Origin of the sequence: Lentzea sp. NPDC004782, from assembly GCF_040609115.1 — a bacterium.
Taxonomy (GTDB): domain Bacteria; phylum Actinomycetota; class Actinomycetes; order Mycobacteriales; family Pseudonocardiaceae; genus Lentzea.
The window spans coordinates 68,509-88,904 of the sequence record NZ_JBEXJN010000041.1; the positions used below are offsets into that span (position 1 = coordinate 68,509).

Here is a 20,396-nt window from a genome sequence, read left to right on the forward strand (position 1 = left end):
CTGAGGCGATACACCGATCGGATGAGAAGAATGAAAGGTGGTTACGGCTCCGCGCTCGGATTCGGCGGCGGAGTCGGCGTGACCACGTTCACCGGTGCCTGGCCGCTGCTCGCCCTCATGCTGCTCGCCGCTGTCGTCGTGATCGTCTCGCTGCGCACGACGATCATCGGCGCCGGCCTGGCCGCACTGCAGTGCTGGGGCCTCTACGCGACCTTCTTGGTCGGTGTTCGTGGCGACCTGACGGTCGACGAACACACGACCTGGGCGCTCGCGTTGCTGGTGCAGCTCGCCGTGCTGGCCTTCCTGGCCAGCACGGCGGTCCGCGTCATCGCCCTTGTGACGGGTACGGCAGCAGGGCCATCTCCCGTGCGTTCTTGACGGCCGTGGCGACCTGGCGCTGCTGCTGCGGCGTCAGGCCGGTCACCCGGCGGGACCGGATCTTGCCCCGGTCCGAGATGAACTTGCGCAGCAGCGTGACGTCCTTCCAGTCGACGGTCGTCACGCCCTCCTTCGCGAGCAGGTTCTGCCTGCGCTTCAACGGTTTGCGGTCCTTCATCACCAGCTCGCCTTCGACACGCCGGGCAGCTCGCCCCGGTGGGCCATCTCCCGCAACCGCACGCGCGAGAGCCCGAACTTCCGGTTGTAGGCGCGCGGCCGTCCGTCCACGGCGTCCCGGTTGCGCAGCCGGGTCGGCGACGCGTCGCGGGGCAGCTTCTGCAGGCCGCGCAACGCTTCCTCGCGCGTCTCCGGGTGCCGCAGCATCTCCTTGAGCTCCGCGCGCCGTTCCGCGTACCGGGCCACGACCTCGCGGCGCCGCCGGTCCGCGGCGATCTTCGACTTCTTCGCCACGTCAGCGCTCCTCGCGGAAGTCGACGTGCTTGCGCGCCACCGGGTCGTACTTGCGCAGCACCAGCCGGTCCGGGTCGTTGCGGCGGTTCTTGCGGGTCACGTACGTGTAGCCGGTGCCCGCGGTCGACCGCATCTTGATGATCGGCCGGACGTCGTTGCCCTTGGCCATCAGAGCTTCACCCCCTGCTGCCTCAGACGGGCCACGGCGGCCTCGACGCCCAGTTTGTCGACGGTCTTGATGCCCTTCGCGGACAGCGTCAGCGTCACGAACCGGTTCAGCGACGGCACCCAGTACCGCTTGCGCTGGACGTTCGGGTTCCACCGGCGCCTCGTCTTGCGTTGCGAGTGCGAGACGCGGTTGCCGAAGCCCGGCTCGCGGCCGGTCAGCTGGCAGCGCATGCGCACACCTCCCAAAGTTTGAAACGACATTCGTTTTCAACTACGGTAGCGCACATGGAAACCGTTGTCGTCATGGTGGCGGGGCTGGTGGACCACGACATCGCCGTGCGCGTGTGGCGGGACCGGCCCGGTTCGGTGCTCGTACGTCACGTAGCTGCGGAAACGTGCGTGACGCGGTGGGTCGACGGCGTGGCGACCGACGTCGAGCTGCTGCACAACTGCGTGTCGTGCACCGTGCGCGAGGACCTGCGGGAACTGCTCGGGACGTTCGCCGGGCACACGGTCGTGCTGCACCTGGACCCGTTGCTCGAACCGGACGCCGTGCGCCGCAACCTCGGCGTGGACGTCGAGTGCGTGATCACCGTGATCGACGCGGAGAGCTGGCTGGACGACGCCCTCGGCGACGCGTCGATGGTCTCCGACCAGCGCACGGTCGCGCAGGTCGTCGTCGCGCAGGCCGAGGCGGCGGACGTGCTGGTGCTGCAGGGGGATGCGGACGAACGGACGCTGGCCGTGCTCGACCGGCTGGCACCCGGCGCCCACCGCTGCACGCCGGACACGGTCGTGGTGCGCAGGAGCAAGCGCCCTCGAATGGTGCCGCTCACGCCCGAATGCGGTGTCTCGACCGCGGTTTTCACCGCCGACCGGCCGTTCCACCCGGCACGGCTGAACGACGCGCTCGACTCGTTGCTCGACGGCACGGTGGTGCGGTCGCGCGGCCGGCTCTGGGTCGCGGACGAGCCGGACGTGGCGCTGCACCTGGAATCCGCGGGCGGTGGGCTGCACGTCGGCGAGGGCGGGCCGCGCGAGGGCAGGACCACGCAGATCGTGGCGATCACCCTCGGCGAGCCCGACGACATCACCGCGGCGTTCGGCCGGGCGCTGCTGACCGACGACGAACTGTCCTTCGTGGACTCGATCCGAAAGATGGCGATATGAAGTCAGGCATCCACCCCGACTACCACCCGGTGGTCTTCCAGGACGCGTCCACCGGCAAGACGTTCCTGACCCGCTCGACCGCGACGTCGTCGCGCACGATCGAGTGGGAGGACGGCAACTCCTACCCGCTGCTGATCGTCGACATCACCGCCGACTCGCACCCGTTCTGGACGGGCACGCAACGGCTCGTGGACACCGCGGGCCGGGTCGAGAAGTTCAACCGCCGCTACGGAAAGCGAGAGCGCTGATGGCCGTTCCGAAGCGGAAGACCTCCCGTTCCAACACCCGGCACCGGCGCTCGCAGTGGAAGGCCACGGCACCGGACCTGGTGCGCGTCCGGACCCTCGACGGCAGGGAACTGCTCGTGCCGCGCAGGCTCGTCGCCGCCTACAAGCGGGGACTCGCCTAGTGCCGTGACGGTGGATGAAGGGCTCATTCATCGACCTGGTGTGGGTCAAGGAGCCCTTCATCCACGTCACCACGCGCCTGGCGAGGCCTGATGACACGGTGCACGGCGGTGCGAGCCTGCCCGCGAAGGTCGCCGCTCAAGTTCCAGGCAGTGGGCATGTGGGGGCACGGGCCGGTGCCACGAGGCGCCCTGCTGAACGCCGAAGACGCGGCGAAGGCTGCCGGTCACGGCACTAACAATGTTGGACCGTCCCGTCCGGTGAGTCGCGCCACTGGTCGAACGGGCGGTCCAGCTTCCACCCCGTGCCGTCGTGGTCGAGCACGCGGTGCTCGCAGGTGTCCACGTTGGACAGCGACTCGAACAGCTCGATGCTCCAGTCGAACAACCTGCGGCACAGCAACCTGATCGTCAGCCCGTGCGACACGACCAGCACCGTCTTCGGGTGCCTTTCGTCCTTGTGCAGCCGCACTTCCAGGCCGTCCAGGAACGCCGCCACCCGGTCGTCGACGTCCGCGCCGGACTCGCCGTTGGGCAGCCGGAAGAAGAAGTGCCCGAACGCGTGCCGCTGGTGCTTGAGCACCTCCTGCTCCGCCGGGTCCTGGAGGTTGCCCCAGTCCTGCTCGCGCACGCGGGGCTCGGTGACGATCAGTTCGGCGTCGACGTCCAGCAGGTCGAACGTCCGGCGCGTCCGCCGGTACGGCGACACGTAGGCCGCTACCGGACCGTCTCCGACCAGCTGCCTGATCGTGGCGCCGGCCGCGCGGGCCTGCTGTTCGCCCAGCTCGGTCAGCGGCAGGGCGTGGTCCGGGATGCGGCAGTAGGCGAGCTCGTCGACGTTGCCGAGGCTCTGCCCGTGGCGCAACAGGATGATCCGCACTCCTCCATCGTGCCTCAGCCGTGCTCGGCACCAGGGCGTTACAGTGCTGGGCGAGTCGAGGAGGATGGCGTCACATGATCAAGTACGTCGCTCTGTACAAGAAGCCCGCCGACCCCGAGGGTTTCGACGAGAAGTACTTCGGCACGCATCTGCCGATCGCCGACTCGGTGCCGGGACTCGTGCGCGCCGAGGTCGCCAAGGTGCAGCGGGTGTTCCTCGCCGGGTTCCTGGGCGACACCGAGCCCTACCTGATCGCGGAGCTGTACTTCGAGTCCGCCGAGGCCATGAAGGCCGCCTTCAAGACGCCGGAGTGGGCGTCGTCCGGTGCCAACCTCACCGAGATCGGCGGGATGGAGCTGGTCGCGATGTTCAGCGCCGAGGTGGTCGAGTCGTGAAGGCCGTCGTCATCGGCGGCGGCACGATGGGCGCGGGCATCGTCCACGTCCTGCTCGCCCACGGTCACGAGGTCACGCTTTCGGAAGCCGACGCCGACCGCGCCGAACAGGGCAGGCTCGCCGTCCGGCGCTCGCTCGACAAGGCGCAGGAGAAGGGCAAGCTCGCCGACGCCGCCGCGGTGTTCGCGAACCTGAGCACCGGGGAGCTGCCGCAGGACGCGGCGCTGGTCGTCGAGGCCGTGCCGGAGAACGTGCCGCTCAAGCAGAAGGTCCTCGGGTTCGCCGCCGAGAAGTGCCCGAACGCGGTCCTCGCGTCCAACACGTCGTCGCTCTCGATCGCCGAGATCGCCGCGGGACTGCCGGGCGAACGCGTGCTGGGCATGCACTTCTTCAACCCCGTCCCGGTTCAGCAGCTCGTCGAACTGGTGCACCACGAGGGCGTCGACCCGGCGAACGTGGCCAAAGCGCGAACGTGGGCAGAGGAGATGGGGAAGACCGTCATCGAGGTCCGCGACTCACCGGGCTTCGCGACCTCGCGGCTGGGCGTCGCCGTTGGCATGGAAGCGATCCGCATGCTCGAAGAGGGTGTCGCGAGCGCCGCGGACATCGACACCGGCATGAAGCTCGGCTACCGCTGGCCGATGGGCCCGCTGGAGCTCACCGACCTGGTGGGGCTCGACGTCCGGCTGGCGATCGCCGAGCACCTGGCGGCCGAGCTGGGACCCCGGTTCGACCCGCCGCGGCTGTTGCGGGACAAGGTCGCGCGCGGCGAGCTGGGAAAGAAGACCGGTCAGGGCTTCTTCACCTGGTAGATAGTTGTCCGTGCGCATCCGTGAGTACACCGAAGACGACCTCGACGCCGTGTTCCGGCTCCGCAAGCTCGCGTTCAACGCGTCCGAGCGACCGAAGCGGCTGCGTCCAGGCACGCGCGGTCTGGTCGCGGAACTGGACGGCCGGGTCGCCGGTGTGCTCGGCATCGGCGAGTACGCGCAGTTCTACGGCGGCGTCGCGGTCCCCATGGGCGGGATCGGCGGCGTCGCCGTCGACGGTGCCTTCCGCGGTCGTGGCGTGGCCACCGCGTTGCTCGACGCGGCTCTGCCGGTGATGCGGGAGCACGGGCAGCCGCTGTCGGTGCTCTACGCGACCGTGCCGACCCTGTACCGGGGACGCGGCTGGGAACGCGCCGGGGTCTTCGAGTGGGTCGAGGTGCCGATGGACAGGCTGCTGTCCGTTCCGCGGCCCACCGAGCGGATGTCTTCGCGCCCTGCGGACGAGAGCGATCTCACCGCGCTGCACGACTGCTATCTCGAGGTGGCGCGGACGATCGACGGCATGGCCGACCGCCGGCCGCCGAGGATCGACGCCGCGAAAGTGCTGGAGATGGACCTGGTGAGCGTGCTGCCCGGCCCGAACGGCCTGCGGGGGTACCTGACGGCGCAGCGCGAGCCCGGTGACCACATGGGCACGCTGGAGGTCTTCGACCTCATCGGTGTCGACGTGCAGGCCCAGCTGAACCTCCTCGCGTCGCTGAAGTCCTGGGCTGGCACCCTCAACGCGATCAACCTGCGGATCACCGACCCCGCGACGCTGAACCTGCTGGGTGCGACACCGATGCGCTACTCGGTGTCGACCGCCACGTGGATGTTGCGCGTCGTCGACCTGCCCGCCGCCGTGGCCGCGCGCGGCTGGCCGTGCCCCGGGAACGCCGCGGTGGACCTGGAGATCGTCGACGAGCACGCGCCGTGGCACGCCGGCAACCAGCGCATCGTCGCCGAGGAAGGCCTCGTGCGCGTGGAGCCCGGTGGGACCGGCGCGGTGCGGCTGCACGCGCGGGCGCTCGGCCCGTGGTTCTCCGGTGCGCAGAACACGCATGCGTTGCGGCGCGCGGGTTTGCTGGAGGGCGACCCGGCCGACGCGGTGGTGCTCGACCAGCTCGTCGGCGCGTCCGGGATGCCACGTCTGGCGGACTTCTTCTGATGACCGACGTCTACCACGAGGTCATGTGCACGATCTGGGACCACAACCTGCACTTCGGGCTCTGGACGTCCGAAGAGGACGAATCGTCCAACCGCGTCGCGGCCGAACGCATGACGGCGCTGCACATCGACAAGCTCGGCGCCCGCCACGGCTGGCGCGTCCTCGACCTCGGCCGCCGGGTCGGCACGTCGGCGTTCCGGCTGGCCGAGGCCTCGCACGCCGACATCGTGTCCGTGTCGCCGTGCGCCGACCACGTGCGCCGAGCCAACTCCCGTGCCGAGGCGCTGTTCGTCGACGACCAGGTCCGGTTCGTGCACGGCGACCCGCACGCGATGCCGTTCCCCGACGACACGTTCGACGCGGCGTGGGCCGTGGAGACGTTGCCGCACCTGGGCGACCGGGTCGGCGTCCTGCGCGAGCTGGCACGGGTGGTGAAGCCCTCCGGTGTGGTCGTGGTGTCCGACTTCGTGCAGCGACGGCCGGTGTCACAGGTCGTGCTCGACGAGTTGCAGCCGGTCCTGGCCACCTACGACATCGACGAGCTGCCGACGTTCGCCGGGTACCCGAAGCTGTTGGCGTCAGCGGGCTTGCGGGTCGTGGAGCTGATGGACCTGACCGCGGAAGCGCGGAAGTCCCTGCCGCGCATGCAGGCCGGCGCCCGCCTGCACTACGACGCTCTCGTTGCCGCACATGGAGAAGAAGCGCGGAAGTACCTCGACCAGATCCTGTCACCGATCGCGACGCAGCCGTCACTGGGCTACGTGCTGGCGGTCGCGCGAGTCTGAATTCGTCCGCACGCGCTCGCCAAGCGACAATGAACGCATGTCGGGGGACGATGCGAGGCACGCCTACGGCGACAACTTCGGTTGGCGCCTGAAGGGCTACGCGAAACGACAGAGCGGACCACCGGTCAGCGTGCGGGAGATCTCCCGCGCCCAGTTCCTGCAGATCAGACCGCTGTTCGGGGCGGAGGACAACCCGTGGCTCGTCGACCTGCACGAGGTGGGCCCGGAGATCTTCGAGCGCGTCGAGCAGGTGCTCGGCCCGCTGTCCCGCGACCAGGACTACTACGTCACCGGGCACCCGCTGGACTGGGACAAGGACCCCGTCCAGGTCGCCCGCGACCTGATCGACGAACGGTTCCCGCTCGCGACGGCGGCGTTCCTGGGCGGCAGCGTCGCGGCCGGCAACTACACCGCGAACTCCGACCTGGACCTCGTCGTGATCGTCGACGACCTGCCGTGCGCGTTCCGGGAGACGCTGGAGCACCGCGGCTGGCCGGTCGAGCTGTTCTGCCACACCGTCGAGTCCTTCCAGGACTTCGTGGTCCGCGACATCCAGGACCGGCGCCCGCCGTTGCTGCACATGTGCGCCGAGGGGTTCCTCATGCTCGACGCCGACGGCACAGGTCAGCGCATGCGAGCCGAGGCGCGCGCTCTGCTCGATGTCGGCCCTCCGATCCCGACCGCCACCGAACTGGAGGATCGTCGCTACGGCACCACGGACCTCCTTGAGGACCTCATCGGCGCACGGGACGAGGACGAGCGGCTGTTCGTCGCGGCACGGCTGCTGACCTGCGCGGGAGAGCTGGCGCTGGTCGTGCAGAACCGGTGGCTGGGGCACGGGAAGTGGCTGCTGAGGCGTCTCAGGGAGGCGAAGGCCGACGAGCTCGTGGACGCCTACCGGGCGTTGGTGCGCGGCGAGGGCGCCGAGTGGTTCATCGAGGTCGTGGAACACGTTCTGACGTCCGCGGGCGGGCGGCTGGAGGTCGGTTACCGCCGGGAGGCGACACCCCGGTAGACCCGTATTCTCTCTGTTCGTGCTGCTCACCGTCCTGGAGCTGATCGGGATCGCCGTCTTCGCCGCCTCCGGGGCGGTGGCCGCGGTGCGTGCCCGCCTCGACGTGTTCGGCGTGATCGTCCTGGCGCTCACCACGGCGCTGGGCGGCGGGATCATCCGCGACGTCCTGCTCGGCGTGCACCCGCCGACCACCCTCAGGACCTGGCCGTACCTGCTGGTCGCCGCCGGCACGGGCCTGATCGTCTTCTGGTTCCACCCGCAGGTCGCGAAGCTGCGGCGGTCCGTGCTGCTCTTGGACGCCGTGGGGCTCGGTCTGTTCGTCACGTCCGGCACCACCACCGCGCTGGCACTCGGCGCCACGCCCTATGCCGCGTGCCTCATCGGCATGACGACGGGGATCGGTGGCGGCGCGGTTCGTGATCTTCTTCTCCGTGAGATTCCTCTGGTGCTGAGGAGAGAGATCTACGCCGTGGCAGCGCTGGCGGGTGCGGTCGTCGTCGCGTTGGGTGAGTGGGCGCGATTGCCGAAAGACCTGGTCGCCCTGACCGGTGCGTCAATGATCATCACCATCAGGCTGATCGCGCTGTGGCGGAAGTGGAACGCACCTGTCGCGCGGGGCCTGGAGGGGTAGCGGAAACTAACGCCGTACTCACACCCGCAGTTAGGGCCCTTCTCAGGCGCCTCTCAGATCCCTCAGCAACACTGCCCCTATGCGCATCCTCGTTGTCGATGACGATCGAGCGGTCAGGGAGTCACTCCGCCGTTCGCTCCAGTTCAACGGCTACCAGGTCGAGACTGCCGGTGACGGCATGCAGGCCCTGGAGTCGGTGACTGCCGCCAGGCCGGACGCCATGGTGCTCGACGTGATGATGCCGCGGCTGGACGGGCTGGAGGTGTGCCGGCGCCTTCGCAGCACCGGTGACGACCTGCCGATCCTCGTGCTGACCGCGCGGGACGCCGTGAGCGACCGCGTGTCCGGGCTGGACGCCGGTGCCGACGACTACCTGCCCAAGCCGTTCGCGCTGGAGGAGTTGCTGGCACGGCTGCGCGCGTTGCTGCGCCGTGCCGCCCAGGACAACGACGCCGCCACCCAGCAGTCCGCCGCCGTGCTCAAGTTCGCCGACCTGGAGCTGGACCCGTCCACGAGGGACGTCCGCCGCGGCGACCGGTCCATCAGCCTCACCCGCACCGAGTTCGCGCTGCTCGAGCTCCTGCTGGCGCACCCGCGTCAGGTGCTGACCCGCAGCCGCATCCTGGAGGACGTGTGGGGATACGACTTCCCGACCTCGGGCAACGCACTCGAGGTCTACGTGGGCTACCTGCGCCGGAAGACGGAGGCCGAGGGCGAGCCGAGGCTGATCCACACGGTGCGTGGAGTGGGCTACGTCCTGCGGGAGACGCCTCCGTGATCTTCGAACCCCAGGGACGGCTGCAGAGGGCGTCGCTGCGGGCTCGGGTCACCTGGCTGGCGGCGTTCTGCGTCGCCGGAGCGGTCGCACTGGTCTCGTTCGGTGCGTACATGATCGTTCGCAAGAGCGTCTACGACGCCTTGGACGAGAACCTGCGCTCGCGCGCCGCGACCGTGGCGACCAGCGTCAAGGTCACCACGCCGGACGACCTGCTGAACTACCCGTCGGCGTTCCTCGCGGCCGGTGACGTGAAGATGGGCGTGCTGCAGGCGAACACCGGCAAGATCCTCTACCCGAAGCTGTCCGAGCCGCCGCCCACCGTCGAGGAGGCGTGGGAGGTCGCCCAGGGCGAGCGCGGCGAGTACATCTGGACCGACCACCGCACCGAGACGCGCGTGATCGCGGCCCCGTACCAGCCGGGCCAGGCGGTGGTGATCGCCCAGTCGATGGCACCGCAACGGACCACCCTGGCGAAGCTCAGCGTGGTCCTGCTGCTCATCGGCGGCGCCGGCGTGCTGCTCGCGGCCATCGCGGGCACTGCGGTCGCCCGCACGGGTCTTCGCCCGGTGCAACGGCTGACCGAGGCCACCGAACGCGTGGCCAACACCGGCGACCTGACCCCGATCCCGGTGTCGGGCGACGACGAGCTGGCACGGCTCACGCACAGCTTCAACGCCATGCTCGGCGCGGTCGCCGAGTCGCAGGAACGCCAGCGCCGCCTGGTCGCCGACGCGGGCCACGAGCTGCGCACGCCGTTGACGTCCATGCGCACCAACCTGGAACTGCTGCTGGCGTCGGAACGCCCGAACTCCCCAACGCTGTCCGAAGAGGACAAAGCGGAAATCCAGTCCGACGTCCGCGGGCAGCTCGACGAACTGACCACGTTGATCGGTGACCTGGTCGAACTCGCCCGTGAGGACGCCCCGCAGGTGATCCACGAGCCCGTCGACCTCGTCGAGGTGGTAGAACGGTCTCTGGACCGCGCGCGCCGACGCGCCTCGAACGTCACGTTCGACGTGCAGCTGCAACCGTGGACACTTCTGGGTGATTCCAGTGCTCTGGAGCGTGCGGTGCTGAACCTCCTCGACAACGCGGTGAAGTTCAGCCCCTCGGGCTCTGCGGTGCGCCTGACCCTGCGACAGGTGGGTGACGGCAGCGCCGTGGTGGAGGTGGCGGACGCGGGCCCCGGCATCGCAGACGCCGATCTACCTCACGTTTTCGAGCGGTTCTACCGTTCGTCCGAGGCGCGGACCCTTCCGGGTTCCGGCCTGGGACTCGCCATCGTCAAGCAGGTGGCACAACGGCACGGCGGCACGGCCACCGCGGGCAGAGCGCCCGAGGGCGGTGCCCTGTTCACGTTGCGCCTACCCGGACGTCCGTAAGGTGGGGCGTGTGAGTCATCGCGTGAACGACGATTCTTCGTCGACCTGGGAGACGACGCCTCCCTCCGGGGACGGCCCCGCTGAGCCCACGTCGCGGTTCTCGACGTCCTCTTCGCGGTATTCGTCCTCCTCTTCCTCGTCTTCCTCCTCCTCGTACGAGGACGAGCCGGAGCCGAGGTTCTCCAGGAAGAAGGCGAAGAAGAAGCAGCCGTTCTGGAAAGAGCTGCTGGTCATCTTCAGCGTGGCCCTGCTGCTGACCGTCGTCATCCAGACGTTCGTCGCGCGCGTGTTCGTCATCCCGTCGGCCTCGATGGAGACGACCCTGCACGGCTGCACGGGTTGCGTGAACGACAAGGTGCTGGTCGAGAAGATCACGTACCTGTTCCGCGACCCCCAGCCCGGTGACGTGATCGTCTTCCGCGGCCCGCCGAACTGGACCGGCGGCAAGGAGCCCCCGAACTTCGTGACGGGCACCCTGCAGGACCTCGGCTCGATGGTGAACCTCTCCGAGCCCAGCGGCACGGACTTCATCAAGCGGGTCATCGCCGTGGGCGGCCAGACCGTCGAGTGCTGCGACGACAAGGGCCGCGTCCTCGTGGACGGCAAGCCCCTGGACGAGCCGTACCTGAACTTCGGCGGCGGCCCGCGTCAGCAGGACACCTTCGAGAAGGTCACCGTCCCGGCCGGCAAGCTGTGGGTGATGGGCGACAACCGCAACAACTCGGCGGACTCGCGCAAGCACGGCGACCCGACGCCCGCCGACGGCGCCATCCCGATCTCGAACGTGGTGGGCAAGGCCCGCGTGATCGTGATCCCGGTGAGCCGCTGGGGTTCCATCTCGGACTACAACCCGCAGACCGGCGGCAAGTAGCCCAACCTGCTCAAACGATGAACGGCGCATTTGTCCACCTCAGGTGGACAAATGCGCCGTTCATCGTTTCGCGTGCGGGGTGCGATCAGCCCTTCGTCGAGCCCAGGGTCAGGCCGCCGACGAACTGCCGTTGCAGTACGAAGAACACGACCAGCGTCGGCAACGCCACCAGCAGCGATCCCGCCGCGATGAGGTTGTTGTCGATGAAGAACGTGCCCCTGAGGTTCTGCAACGCCGACGTGACCGGCATCTTGTCGCCGTCCTGGATCAACACCAACGCCCACAGGAAGTCGTTGTAGATCCAGGTGAACTCCAGCGTGGCCAACGCGGCCAGCACGGGCCGGCACAACGGCAGCGTCAACTGCCAGTACTGCCGGAACACCGACGCGCCGTCCACCCGAGCGGCCTCGGTCAGCTCGTACGGGATCGTCTTCATGTAGTTCGACAGCACGAAGGTGCAGAACCCGGACTGGAAGGCGATGTGGATCAGGATCACGCCGATCTGCGAGTCGATCAGCGACCCGCTCTCGCTGATCCACTCCGGCACCTCGATCAGCCGGTACAGCCGCCACAGCGGTGTCACGATCACCTGTTGCGGCAGCAGGTTGCCCGCGGTGAAGACCATCAGCAGCACGAGGTTGAACTTGAAGCTGAACCGGGACACGCCGAACGCCACCATCGAGCTCAGCAGCAGCGTGATCACCAACGCCGGGATGGTGATCACGAACGTGTTCCAGTAGAAGTGCGGCAGGTTGCCCGCTTCCCACGCGTGCGCGAAGTTCGCCAGCGTGAGCGACTTCGCGATGGAGAAGTAGCCGTTGACCGACGTGTCGTCGTACGTGCGCAGCGACGCGTAGACCGCCCACAGCAGAGGCGCCAGCGTCATGAAGCACGTCAGAATGAGAAACCCGTGCAGCACGACGCGGCCGGGTGTGATCGTCCGCTTCTTCACGGCAACCGGCACCGAAGACCGTTCCAAGGTGGCCGTCACGTCCGGTTCTCCTTGCTGAACACCTGGTACAGGTACGGGATGATGACGCCGAGCGAGATCGTCAGGAGGATCACCGCGACCGCGGAACCGCGGCCGATGCGGGAAGCCTCACCGATGATGTTGTCGGTCACCAGCACCGACAGCAGCTCGAGTCCGTTTCGGCCCTTGTTGATGACGTACACGATGTCGAACGCGCGCAGCGCCTCGATCACCGTCACGACCGCGACGACGATGTTCACCGGCTTCATCACCGGGAAGGTGACGCGGAAGAACGTCTGGACCGCGGACGCGCCGTCCAGTGCGGCGGCCTCCTTCAGCGACGGGTCGACACCCTTCAGACCGGCCAGGTACAGCAGCATGATGTAGCCGGCGTGCCGCCACGCCGCCGCGACGAGCACGGCGTAGAGGTTGATGTCGGAGTCGCCGATGAAGTCGATCGGCTTGTCGAGGCCCAGCACCGAGTTCAGCAGGCCGCCGTCGGGCGTGTAGATCAGCTGCCAGATGAAGCCGATCAGCGCGAGCGACAGCACCATCGGCATGTACAGCGCGCTTTGGTAGATCCGGCTGCCCTTGATCTCGCGGTCGAGCAGCACGGCGAGCAGCAGGCCCGCCGTCGTCGGCACGACGAGCAGGAACACCAGCCAGATCAGGTTGTGCTGCACCGCCGGCCAGAAGCGGGGGTACTCGGTGAAGATCTCGACGTAGTTCGAGACACCGATCCACTCGATGTCCTCGAACCCGCCGATGCCGTTCCATCTGCTGAACGACAGCGCGATGGAGCCCAGGGTCGGGATCCACACGAACAGGACGTGCACGATCGTGGGGATGCCGAGCATGAGCCCCAGCACCAGTTTGTCCGTGCCGGCGAGGGCGGTGGCACGCTTTCCACGCCGACGAGGCGGCGGCCCCTCGGGGGCCACCGCCTTCGGCTTCTCCTGCAGTGCTGTCACTTGAAGATGTTCTTCGCCTGGTCGGCCATGCCCTTGAGCACGGAGTCGATGTCGTCGGGGTTCTTGATGAACGCGATGAGGCCGTTGGTCGCCGCCTCGCTCGCGAAACCGGGGTCGGTGTCGCGGTCGAGGAACTGCGTGATGTGCTTGGCGTTCTTGATGACCTCCGCCGACTTCTTCTGCAGCGCGCTGTAGCCGGAGGTGTCCGCGTTCTTGTTGGTCGCGACCGAGTTCGGGTCGGACTTGAGGTAGGTGAGCTGCGGCTCAGGGCTCGCCAGGTACTCGAGCAGCTTCAGCGCGCCGTCCTTGTTGGCGGGCTTCTTGGCCATCATGTAGCCGTCGATCGGCGCCTCGACCGTGTCGGTGCCGAACTGCGGGTTGATCTCCGGGAACGGGAAGAAGTCGAGGTCGTCCCTCTCCGCGTCCGGGAACTGCTGACCCACGAACGAGCCGAGCAGGTACATGCCGGACTTCTTCTGCTGCAGCGACTGCGCGGCTTCCTGCCACTCGCGGCCGAGCGCGTTCTCCTGGTGGAACGGCAGCAGCCGCTTCCAGGTGTCGAAGACTTCCTTGACCTTCTTGTCCTGCCAGTTCTCCTTGCCGGCCAGCAGGTCGACGTGGAACTGGTAGCCGTTGATGCGGAAGTTGAGCTGGTCGAACGTGCCCATGCCCGGCCAGCCCTGCTTCTGGGCGAACGCGATCGGGATCAGGCCGTCGGCCTTCATCTTCGTGGCGAGTGCGACGAGCTCGTCGAGCGTCTTCGGGACCGCATAGCCGCGCTCCTGCCAGACACTCTTGCGGTAGAACATGCCCCACGGGTACTGGATGAACGGCACGAAGTACTGCTTCTTGTCCGAGCCGGTGGACGCCTGCTTGAGCGCGTCGGAGTAGTTCCCGCCGATCTTGCCCCACAGGTCGCTCAGGTCGCCGGTGAGGCCCTTGTCGGCGAAGAACCGCATGCGGTAGCCGGCGAACCAGGCGAGCACGTCGTCCGGCTTGCCCTGCAGGTAGTTGTTGATCTGTTCCTGGTACTGCTCGTGCTGCTTGGTGTTGATCGTGACGCTCAGGCCGCCCGACTTCGATTCGAAGCCCTTCAGCGCCGCGGTGATCGCGTCCTTCGGCACCTGGTCGGAGAGGTTGTTGCCGAAGGTGACGACCTTCGACTCCGAGCCGGAGCCCGATCCGCCGCTGCCGCACGCCGCGAGTCCTCCGGTCGCGGCGACACCCGCACCGGCCAGCATGATCCGCAGCATCGTGCGCCTGCCGAAATGTGGTAACGGAGTGGAACCGGGCGTGTACCGAACCATCATCGCTCCTACGGGTGACGCTCGGTCTTGCGAACCGAACAGGACTCCAACAAAGTTGCGCACAATGTGGTCCCAGTCATACACCATGTCAAGCCCCGTTACGGAGCTGTTAACCCCACACACGGTGCGTTTCTGGCGCGTACCGGGACGAGTACCGGTCAACCGCCGAACAGAGCCAAACGCGAAGTTGTGTTTGCTTGTGTTGACGTTCTGATGGTTGTCGGCCACGCTTGCCGCCGTGACGACATGGCCCACAGACATGCCAGGCCTCGGCTGGGGAGCGGACTACAACCCCGAGCAGTGGCCGGAACACGTGTGGGCGGAGGACGTCGAGCTGATGCGGCGGGCCGGGGTGAACCTGGTCAGCGTCGGGATCTTCAGCTGGGCGAAGATCGAGGTCAGCAAGGGCGAGTACCGGTTCGACTGGCTCGACCGGGTGCTCGACCTGCTGCACGCCGGTGGCATCCGCGTCGACCTCGCCACGGCCACCGCGGCGCCCCCTCCGTGGCTCACGACCCAGTACCCCGAGATGCTGCCCGTCCGTGCGGACGGCGTGCGGCTCTCGCACGGCTCACGGCAGGCCTACTGCCCGTCGTCGCCCATCTACCGCGATCGGGCGACCGCGCTCGCGGCCGAGATGGCCGCGCACTACAAAGACCACCCCGCGCTGGCCGCGTGGCACGTCGGCAACGAGTACGGGTGTCACGTGTCGCGGTGCTACTGCGACACGTGCGCGGCATCGTTCCGCGAGTGGCTCGCCGACCGCTACACGCTCGAGCAGCTCAACGACGCGTGGTCGACGGCGTTCTGGAGCCAGGGCTACACGGACTGGTCGCAGATCCTGCCGCCGCGCGTCACGCCGACGTTCTCGAACCCCGGGCACGTGCTCGACTACGACCGGTTCAGCGACGACGCGCTGCTGGAGCAGTACAAGGCCGAGCGCGACGTCCTGCGGATGATCACGCCCGACGTGCCGGTCACCACGAACTTCATGGCGAACTGGACCTTCGGCGACCTGGACTACTGGAAGTGGGCGCGCGAGGTCGACTTCGTCTCGAACGACCACTACACCGAGGCGGAGTCACCCGACCGGCACGTCGAGCTCGCGATGTCCGCCGACCTCGTGCGCGGTCTCGCCGGCGGCAAGCCGTGGCTGCTGATGGAGCACTCGACGTCCGCGGTGAACTGGCAGCGGCGCAACATCGCCAAGCTGCCGGGGGAGATGCGGCGGCACTCGTTCCAGCACATCGCCCGCGGCGCGGACGGCACGTTGTTCTTCCAGTGGCGGCAGTCGCGTGGTGGCAGTGAGCGCTACCACTCGGCGATGGTGCCGCACGCCGGCGCGGACACGAAGGTCTACCGCGAGGTCTGCGAGGTAGGCGCCGAGTACGCGAAGCTGCGCGACGTCGTGGGCTCCACTGTGGACGCCTCCGTCGCGGTCCTGTTCGACTTCCAGTCCGGCTGGGCGCTGCGGCAGGACTCCCACCCGACCAACGACTTCGACTACTACCGGCACGTCCTCGGCTACTACAAGGCGCTCTGGGAAGCCGGGGCGACGGTCGACTTCGTCGCGCCCGGCACGAACCTGTCGGCGTACTCGATGGTCGTCGTACCGGCGTTCTACACCGTGTCCGACGCGCACGCCGCCGTGATCGCCGACTACGTGGCAGGCGGCGGTCATGTCGTTGTCACGTACTTGTCCGGTGTTGCCGACGAGTACACGCGAGTGCGACTCGGTGGTTACCCAGGCGCGTTCCGGGACGTTCTCGGTGTGTGGTCGGAGGAGTTCTTCCCGCTGCGCCAGGACGAAACCGCGTCTTTGGATGACGGTTCAACAGCTTCACTGTGGACGGAACACCTGCACGTCAAGACCGCTGACATCGTTGCCTCCTACGTCGACGGGCCGTTGCCAGGCGTTCCCGCCGTGACGCGCAACGCGTTCGGCAACGGTGTCGCCTGGTACGTGGCGTGCGATCTTGATGAGAGCGGTCTCCGCCGAACGGTGGAAAACGCGCTTTCCGGTGCGGGCGTTGAGGTGTCACGCCCCGGAGTTGAGCTTGTCCGGCGCAAGGGCGACGTATCGTGGCTCTTCGCCGTCAACCACACCGACACCGACGCGCAGATCGAGGCGTCCGGTGTCGACGTGTTGTCCGGCACGCAGGTCTCCGGACGCCTCACCGTGCGAGCCGGGGACGTCGTCGTCCTCAGGGAAGAGGTGTGAGGTGCTGGCACGTCAACGGCAAGCGGTGATCCTCGAAGAGGTCAGGCGGACCGGCGCGGTGCGCGTGAGCGACCTGGTCGTCCGGCTCGGCGTCTCGGACATGACCGTGCGCCGCGACCTCGACGTGCTCGCCTCGCGCGGCCTGGTGGAGAAGGTCTACGGCGGCGCGACGTCCGTCGTCGGGCGCTCCACCGACGAACCCGGTTTCGAGGCCAAGTCGGTGCGGCAGCTGCCCGAGAAGGAAGCGATCGCCGCGCTGGCCGCGGGACTCGTGCGCCCCGGGACGGCCATCGGTCTGTCGGCGGGCACGACGACGTGGACGTTAGCGCGCTTCCTCGACGACATCCCCGACCTGACCGTCGTGACGAACTCGATCCGCGTCGCGGACGTGCTGCAGCAGAGCGGGCGCACCGACCGCACGGTCGTGCTGACCGGTGGTGTGCGCACGCCGTCCGACGCGCTGGTGGGACCCGTGGCCGTGAACGCTTTGCGGTCGTTGCACCTGGACGTGGTGTTCCTGGGCGTGCACGGCATGGCCGAGCGCTCCGGCTTCACCACCCCGAACCTCAACGAGAGTGAGACGGACCGCGCACTCGTCGACGCCGCCGGGCGAGTGGTCGTGGTCGCGGACCACACGAAGTGGGGCACCGTGGGCATTTCCACGATCGCCGACCTCGACGAGGCGCACGTGCTGGTGACCGACGAAGGTTTGCCGGACGACGCACGGGCGATTCTCACCGAGCAGGTCGGCGAGTTGGTGTTGGCGCATGTACCGGGAAGCGGCGAGGAGTTGGCGTGAGGCGTACCGCGGGGAAGCTGGCGGACGGCCGGGAGATCATCTACTTCGACGACAGCGCTGAGGCGCCACCGCGGGTCGCGGTGGACACGCGGGATCTGCCCGCGACGCAGCCGATGTCCGAAGTGCGGCTGGACCCGTTGACCCGCGAGTGGGTCGCCATGGCGGCTCATCGCCAGACGAGGACGTACAAGCCGCCGGCGGACCTGTGCCCGCTGTGCCCGTCGACGCCGGGCCGGCCGACGGAGATCCCCGAGCCCGACTACGACGTCGTCGTCTTCGAGAACCGGTTTCCCTCGCTGGCGCAGAACGTGCTCGATGTTTCGTCCACTGTGGATGGTGAGCCGCTGTTCGCGCGCGCGCCGGGGCGCGGGCGGTGCGAGGTCGTGTGCTTCACCTCCGACCACAACAAGTCGTTCGGTGAGCTGTCGCCGGAACGCGTCCGCACGGTCGTCGACGCGTGGGCGGACCGCGTCGAGTTCCTGTCGTCGTTGCCGGGCGTCGAGCAGGTCTTCCCGTTCGAGAACCGCGGCGAAGAGATCGGCGTGACGCTCTCGCACCCGCACGGGCAGATCTACGCGTACCCGTTCGTGACGCCACGAACCGAACGGATGCTCGAAGCCGCGTTGGAGTACTACGCGGCACACGGTCGCCCGTTGTTCGGTGACGTGCTGGAAGCCGAGTTGCGCGCGGGCGCGCGCGTGGTCGAGGAGTCCCCGCACTGGGTGGCGTTCGTGCCGGCCGCCGCGCGCTGGCCCGTCGAGGTCGTGCTGGCGCCCCGGCGCCAGGTGCCCGACCTCGCCGCACTGTCCTCTGTGGAACGCGACGACTTCGCCTCGCTGTACCTGAAGGTGCTGCACCGGCTGGACGCGCTGTACAACAGGCCGTTGCCCTACATCGCGGCGTGGCACCAGGCACCGGTGAACGTCGGCCGTGAGGAGCTGTGGCTGCACCTGCGGGTCTTTTCGGTGCTGCGGACCGCCGACAAGCTGAAGTACCTCGCCGGCTCCGAGTCGGGCGAGGCGGTGTGGATCAACGACGTCACGCCGGAGCAGATCGCGGACCGGTTGCGCTCCGCGGGAACCCTCACATAGCTCCAAGGCTGGTCTAAGGGTTCTCTCAGGACGGGCCGAGAGACTATGCCCATGACCGAGAGCAACCAGCCAGCGCAGCAGCCGGACGAGCCCCACTCCGTGCCGCCGATCGCCGGTCAGAGCGACTCCGGCGCGCGGGAGCAGGGCCCGCAGCAGCCGGATCCCGGCCAGCCGGATCCTTTGCAGGGGGGATCCGGCCAGGCTGGGGCACACGGGACTCCGGCGGGTCTGGGAGACGTGCCCGCCTCCCACTCCTTTTCAACACAGTCTTCTCCGGCCCAGCCGCAGGTGCACGCACCTGACGCGGGCCAGGCGCAGCTCGGCGGGTCCGGACCCGGCCAGCAGCTTCCCACCTCCGGGTCCGGCCAACTTCCCCCGAGCCACCCCCTCGGCCTGGGGTCCACCACCGCCCAGTTCGGCGCCGAGCCCGGGTCGACGGGGCAGTACTACCTCCCGCCCGGCTACCAGTCGCCCGTCCCTCCGCGTCCCAAGGGCCGCGGCAAGGTCGTCGCCGGTGTCGCCGCCCTCGTGCTGCTGGTCGGCGGGCTCTCCGGCGGCCTCGGCGGCTACCTGGGCTACACGTTCGCGAACGAGTCGTCCGCCGTCAGCTCCCTCGACGCGCCCCGACCGGCCTCGCAGACGAGCAACACCCAACCGGGCTCGGTCGAGGACGTGGCGAACAAGCTGCTGCCGTCCGTCGTGCAGATCCAGGTCGTGACGCGGACCGGTGCCGGTGAGGGCTCGGGCTTCATCATCTCCAGCAACGGCCAGATCGTGACGAACAACCACGTCATCGAGGGCGCGGCCAACGGCGGCAACATCAAGGTCGTCTTCCAGGACGGCCGGACCGCCGCCGCCAAGGTCCTCGGCCGCGACCCGAGCTCCGACATCGCGGTCATCCAGGCCGACGGCGTCTCCAACCTGCCGGTCGTGCAGCTGGGCAACTCCGGCGACCTGAAGATCGGCCAGGGCGTCGTCGCGATCGGCTCGCCGTTCGAGCTGTCCGGCACCGTCACGTCCGGCATCGTCAGCTCGCTGAACCGCCCGGTCTCGGCCGGCGGCGAAAACCGCAACTCGCAGGCGACCGTGCTGAACGCCATCCAGACCGACGCGGCCATCAACCCCGGCAACTCCGGCGGTCCGCTGGTGAACATGCAGGGTCAGGTCGTCGGCATCAACTCCGCGATCTACAGCCCGAACCAGGCGGGTGGTCAGGCCGGTTCCGTCGGCATCGGCTTCGCCATCCCGATGGACCAGGCCCGCCGCACGATCGACGAGATCGTGAAGACCGGCAAGCCCAAGCAGACCGTCCTGGGCGTGAAGGTCGAGTCGGTCGAGGGTGGCGCGAAGATCTCCGAGGTCACGCCGGGTGGTGCCGCGGAGAAGGCCGGGCTCAAGGCCGGTGACGTGATCACCAAGTTCGGTGACCGCCGCATCGACCAGTCGGACACGCTCGTCGCCGCGGTCCGGTCCAAGGCGCCCGGCGACAAGGTCACGATCACGCTGTCCGACAACCGGACGGTCGAGGCCACCCTCGACGGCGTCGAGGTGGGATAGGTCGGGGGACGTGTGGTTCTGGCATCCGCCGCCCGCCAGAACCGCACGTGACGACCCTGAGGAGACCGGCCCTGCGCGCACCTGCCCCGCGCGCAGGGCCGGTCTCTTTTGTGGAACGCGGGCAGAGCTCGCGGAGGCGTTCGGCGACACCGACACCGCGGTCCGGTTGCGGG

Annotated in this window: 26 protein-coding genes; 17 read left to right on the forward strand and 9 right to left on the reverse strand. The window is 68.4% G+C overall.

What is annotated here, in order from left to right; translation table 11 throughout:
• The first annotated feature begins 21 nt into the window (after positions 1-21).
• Positions 22-378 (forward strand): hypothetical protein, encoded by a 357-nt coding sequence (locus tag ABZV40_RS31820; protein ID WP_355449783.1) that lies wholly within the window; start codon positions 22-24, stop codon positions 376-378.
• Here the strand turns inward: ABZV40_RS31820 and rpsR are convergent.
• The 4 genes from rpsR to rpmB are packed head-to-tail and all read right to left on the reverse strand — an operon-like array spanning position 326 to position 1,254.
• On the reverse strand, positions 326-556 hold the full coding sequence (gene rpsR, locus ABZV40_RS31825; RefSeq protein WP_355449786.1) for a 30S ribosomal protein S18: 231 nt from the start codon (positions 554-556) through the stop codon (positions 326-328). The two genes, ABZV40_RS31820 and rpsR, sit on opposite strands and share 53 nt — an antisense overlap.
• Positions 556-849 carry a 30S ribosomal protein S14 gene (gene rpsN / locus ABZV40_RS31830; protein ID WP_355449788.1) on the reverse strand — a complete coding sequence of 98 codons (294 nt, stop codon included), beginning with the start codon at positions 847-849 and terminating at the stop codon, positions 556-558. Before rpsN ends, rpsR begins: the two co-directional genes overlap by 1 nt.
• Before the next feature lies 1 nt (position 850).
• A complete protein-coding gene (rpmG, locus tag ABZV40_RS31835) occupies positions 851-1,018 on the reverse strand; it encodes a 50S ribosomal protein L33 (protein ID WP_189255682.1) in 168 nt (55 codons plus the stop codon).
• The gene (gene rpmB / locus ABZV40_RS31840) at positions 1,018-1,254 is read right to left on the reverse strand and encodes a 50S ribosomal protein L28 (RefSeq protein WP_355449791.1); all 237 of its coding nucleotides are present in this window, start codon (positions 1,252-1,254) and stop codon (positions 1,018-1,020) included. Before rpmB ends, rpmG begins: the two co-directional genes overlap by 1 nt.
• A gap of 48 nt (positions 1,255-1,302) precedes the next feature.
• On the opposite strand from rpmB, the gene ABZV40_RS31845 reads away from it, so the two are divergent.
• Genes ABZV40_RS31845 through rpmF form a run of 3 tightly spaced genes read left to right on the forward strand, consistent with a single transcriptional unit; the run spans position 1,303 to position 2,596 of the window.
• Positions 1,303-2,187 carry a GTP-binding protein gene (locus ABZV40_RS31845; protein ID WP_355449794.1) on the forward strand — a complete coding sequence of 295 codons (885 nt, stop codon included), beginning with the start codon at positions 1,303-1,305 and terminating at the stop codon, positions 2,185-2,187.
• Positions 2,184-2,435 carry a type B 50S ribosomal protein L31 gene (locus ABZV40_RS31850; protein ID WP_355449796.1) on the forward strand — a complete coding sequence of 84 codons (252 nt, stop codon included), beginning with the start codon at positions 2,184-2,186 and terminating at the stop codon, positions 2,433-2,435. The genes ABZV40_RS31845 and ABZV40_RS31850 overlap by 4 nt, the downstream gene beginning before the upstream one ends.
• Positions 2,435-2,596, forward strand: a complete 162-nt coding sequence (rpmF, locus tag ABZV40_RS31855) for a 50S ribosomal protein L32 (RefSeq protein ID WP_355449799.1) — start codon at positions 2,435-2,437, stop codon at positions 2,594-2,596. The genes ABZV40_RS31850 and rpmF overlap by 1 nt, the downstream gene beginning before the upstream one ends.
• 232 nt (positions 2,597-2,828) lie before the next feature.
• On the opposite strand, the gene ABZV40_RS31860 is transcribed toward rpmF, so the two are convergent.
• A complete protein-coding gene (locus ABZV40_RS31860) occupies positions 2,829-3,473 on the reverse strand; it encodes a histidine phosphatase family protein (RefSeq protein ID WP_355449802.1) in 645 nt (214 codons plus the stop codon).
• A 74-nt stretch (positions 3,474-3,547) separates the two neighbouring features.
• Between ABZV40_RS31860 and ABZV40_RS31865 the strand changes: the two genes are divergently transcribed.
• From ABZV40_RS31865 to ABZV40_RS31900, 8 genes are all read left to right on the forward strand, one after another.
• Complete coding sequence (locus ABZV40_RS31865) at positions 3,548-3,868, forward strand: EthD family reductase (RefSeq protein ID WP_355449805.1); 321 nt, start codon at positions 3,548-3,550, stop codon at positions 3,866-3,868.
• The gene (locus tag ABZV40_RS31870; RefSeq protein ID WP_355449808.1) at positions 3,865-4,680 is read left to right on the forward strand and encodes a 3-hydroxyacyl-CoA dehydrogenase family protein; all 816 of its coding nucleotides are present in this window, start codon (positions 3,865-3,867) and stop codon (positions 4,678-4,680) included. Before ABZV40_RS31865 ends, ABZV40_RS31870 begins: the two co-directional genes overlap by 4 nt.
• Before the next feature lie 10 nt (positions 4,681-4,690).
• A complete protein-coding gene (locus tag ABZV40_RS31875; protein ID WP_355449811.1) occupies positions 4,691-5,845 on the forward strand; it encodes a GNAT family N-acetyltransferase in 1,155 nt (384 codons plus the stop codon).
• Positions 5,845-6,630, forward strand: a complete 786-nt coding sequence (locus ABZV40_RS31880; protein ID WP_355449813.1) for a class I SAM-dependent methyltransferase — start codon at positions 5,845-5,847, stop codon at positions 6,628-6,630. The genes ABZV40_RS31875 and ABZV40_RS31880 overlap by 1 nt, the downstream gene beginning before the upstream one ends.
• Positions 6,631-6,667: 37 nt before the next feature.
• Entirely contained in the window at positions 6,668-7,645 is a 978-nt protein-coding gene (locus tag ABZV40_RS31885; RefSeq protein WP_355449816.1) for a nucleotidyltransferase domain-containing protein, read from the forward strand.
• 19 nt (positions 7,646-7,664) lie between these two features.
• Positions 7,665-8,276: a trimeric intracellular cation channel family protein gene (locus tag ABZV40_RS31890; RefSeq protein ID WP_355449819.1), complete on the forward strand. Its 612-nt coding sequence runs from the start codon at positions 7,665-7,667 to the stop codon at positions 8,274-8,276.
• A 79-nt stretch (positions 8,277-8,355) separates the two neighbouring features.
• Entirely contained in the window at positions 8,356-9,054 is a 699-nt protein-coding gene (locus tag ABZV40_RS31895) for a response regulator transcription factor (RefSeq protein WP_355449822.1), read from the forward strand.
• Positions 9,054-10,436, forward strand: coding sequence for a HAMP domain-containing sensor histidine kinase (locus ABZV40_RS31900; protein ID WP_355449852.1), 1,383 nt, complete (start codon positions 9,054-9,056; stop codon positions 10,434-10,436). Before ABZV40_RS31895 ends, ABZV40_RS31900 begins: the two co-directional genes overlap by 1 nt.
• A 15-nt stretch (positions 10,437-10,451) precedes the next feature.
• Here the strand turns inward: ABZV40_RS31900 and ABZV40_RS31905 are convergent, their stop codons facing one another.
• Complete coding sequence (locus ABZV40_RS31905; protein WP_355449825.1) at positions 10,452-10,670, reverse strand: hypothetical protein; 219 nt, start codon at positions 10,668-10,670, stop codon at positions 10,452-10,454.
• Positions 10,671-10,677: 7 nt separating this feature from the next.
• Here ABZV40_RS31905 and lepB point away from each other — a divergent pair, with 7 nt between their 5' ends.
• Positions 10,678-11,307 (forward strand): signal peptidase I, encoded by a 630-nt coding sequence (gene lepB / locus ABZV40_RS31910; RefSeq protein WP_355449828.1) that lies wholly within the window; start codon positions 10,678-10,680, stop codon positions 11,305-11,307.
• A gap of 85 nt (positions 11,308-11,392) precedes the next feature.
• Here the strand turns inward: lepB and ABZV40_RS31915 are convergent, their stop codons facing one another.
• Genes ABZV40_RS31915 through ABZV40_RS31925 form a run of 3 tightly spaced genes read right to left on the reverse strand, consistent with a single transcriptional unit; the run spans position 11,393 to position 14,558 of the window.
• Positions 11,393-12,298: a carbohydrate ABC transporter permease gene (locus tag ABZV40_RS31915; RefSeq protein WP_355449831.1), complete on the reverse strand. Its 906-nt coding sequence runs from the start codon at positions 12,296-12,298 to the stop codon at positions 11,393-11,395.
• Positions 12,295-13,248, reverse strand: coding sequence for a sugar ABC transporter permease (locus tag ABZV40_RS31920; RefSeq protein WP_355449834.1), 954 nt, complete (start codon positions 13,246-13,248; stop codon positions 12,295-12,297). Before ABZV40_RS31920 ends, ABZV40_RS31915 begins: the two co-directional genes overlap by 4 nt.
• Positions 13,245-14,558: an ABC transporter substrate-binding protein gene (locus ABZV40_RS31925; RefSeq protein WP_355449837.1), complete on the reverse strand. Its 1,314-nt coding sequence runs from the start codon at positions 14,556-14,558 to the stop codon at positions 13,245-13,247. The genes ABZV40_RS31920 and ABZV40_RS31925 overlap by 4 nt, the downstream gene beginning before the upstream one ends.
• Before the next feature lie 235 nt (positions 14,559-14,793).
• Here ABZV40_RS31925 and ABZV40_RS31930 point away from each other — a divergent pair, with 235 nt between their 5' ends.
• Genes ABZV40_RS31930 through ABZV40_RS31945 form a run of 4 tightly spaced genes read left to right on the forward strand, consistent with a single transcriptional unit; the run spans position 14,794 to position 20,223 of the window.
• Positions 14,794-16,776: a beta-galactosidase gene (locus ABZV40_RS31930; protein WP_355449841.1), complete on the forward strand. Its 1,983-nt coding sequence runs from the start codon at positions 14,794-14,796 to the stop codon at positions 16,774-16,776.
• A 1-nt stretch (position 16,777) separates the two neighbouring features.
• Positions 16,778-17,575, forward strand: coding sequence for a DeoR/GlpR family DNA-binding transcription regulator (locus ABZV40_RS31935; RefSeq protein ID WP_204761904.1), 798 nt, complete (start codon positions 16,778-16,780; stop codon positions 17,573-17,575).
• Complete coding sequence (galT, locus tag ABZV40_RS31940; RefSeq protein WP_355449846.1) at positions 17,572-18,666, forward strand: galactose-1-phosphate uridylyltransferase; 1,095 nt, start codon at positions 17,572-17,574, stop codon at positions 18,664-18,666. The genes ABZV40_RS31935 and galT overlap by 4 nt, the downstream gene beginning before the upstream one ends.
• 51 nt (positions 18,667-18,717) lie before the next feature.
• A complete protein-coding gene (locus tag ABZV40_RS31945) occupies positions 18,718-20,223 on the forward strand; it encodes a trypsin-like peptidase domain-containing protein (RefSeq protein WP_355449849.1) in 1,506 nt (501 codons plus the stop codon).
• Positions 20,224-20,396: the final 173 nt, after the last annotated feature.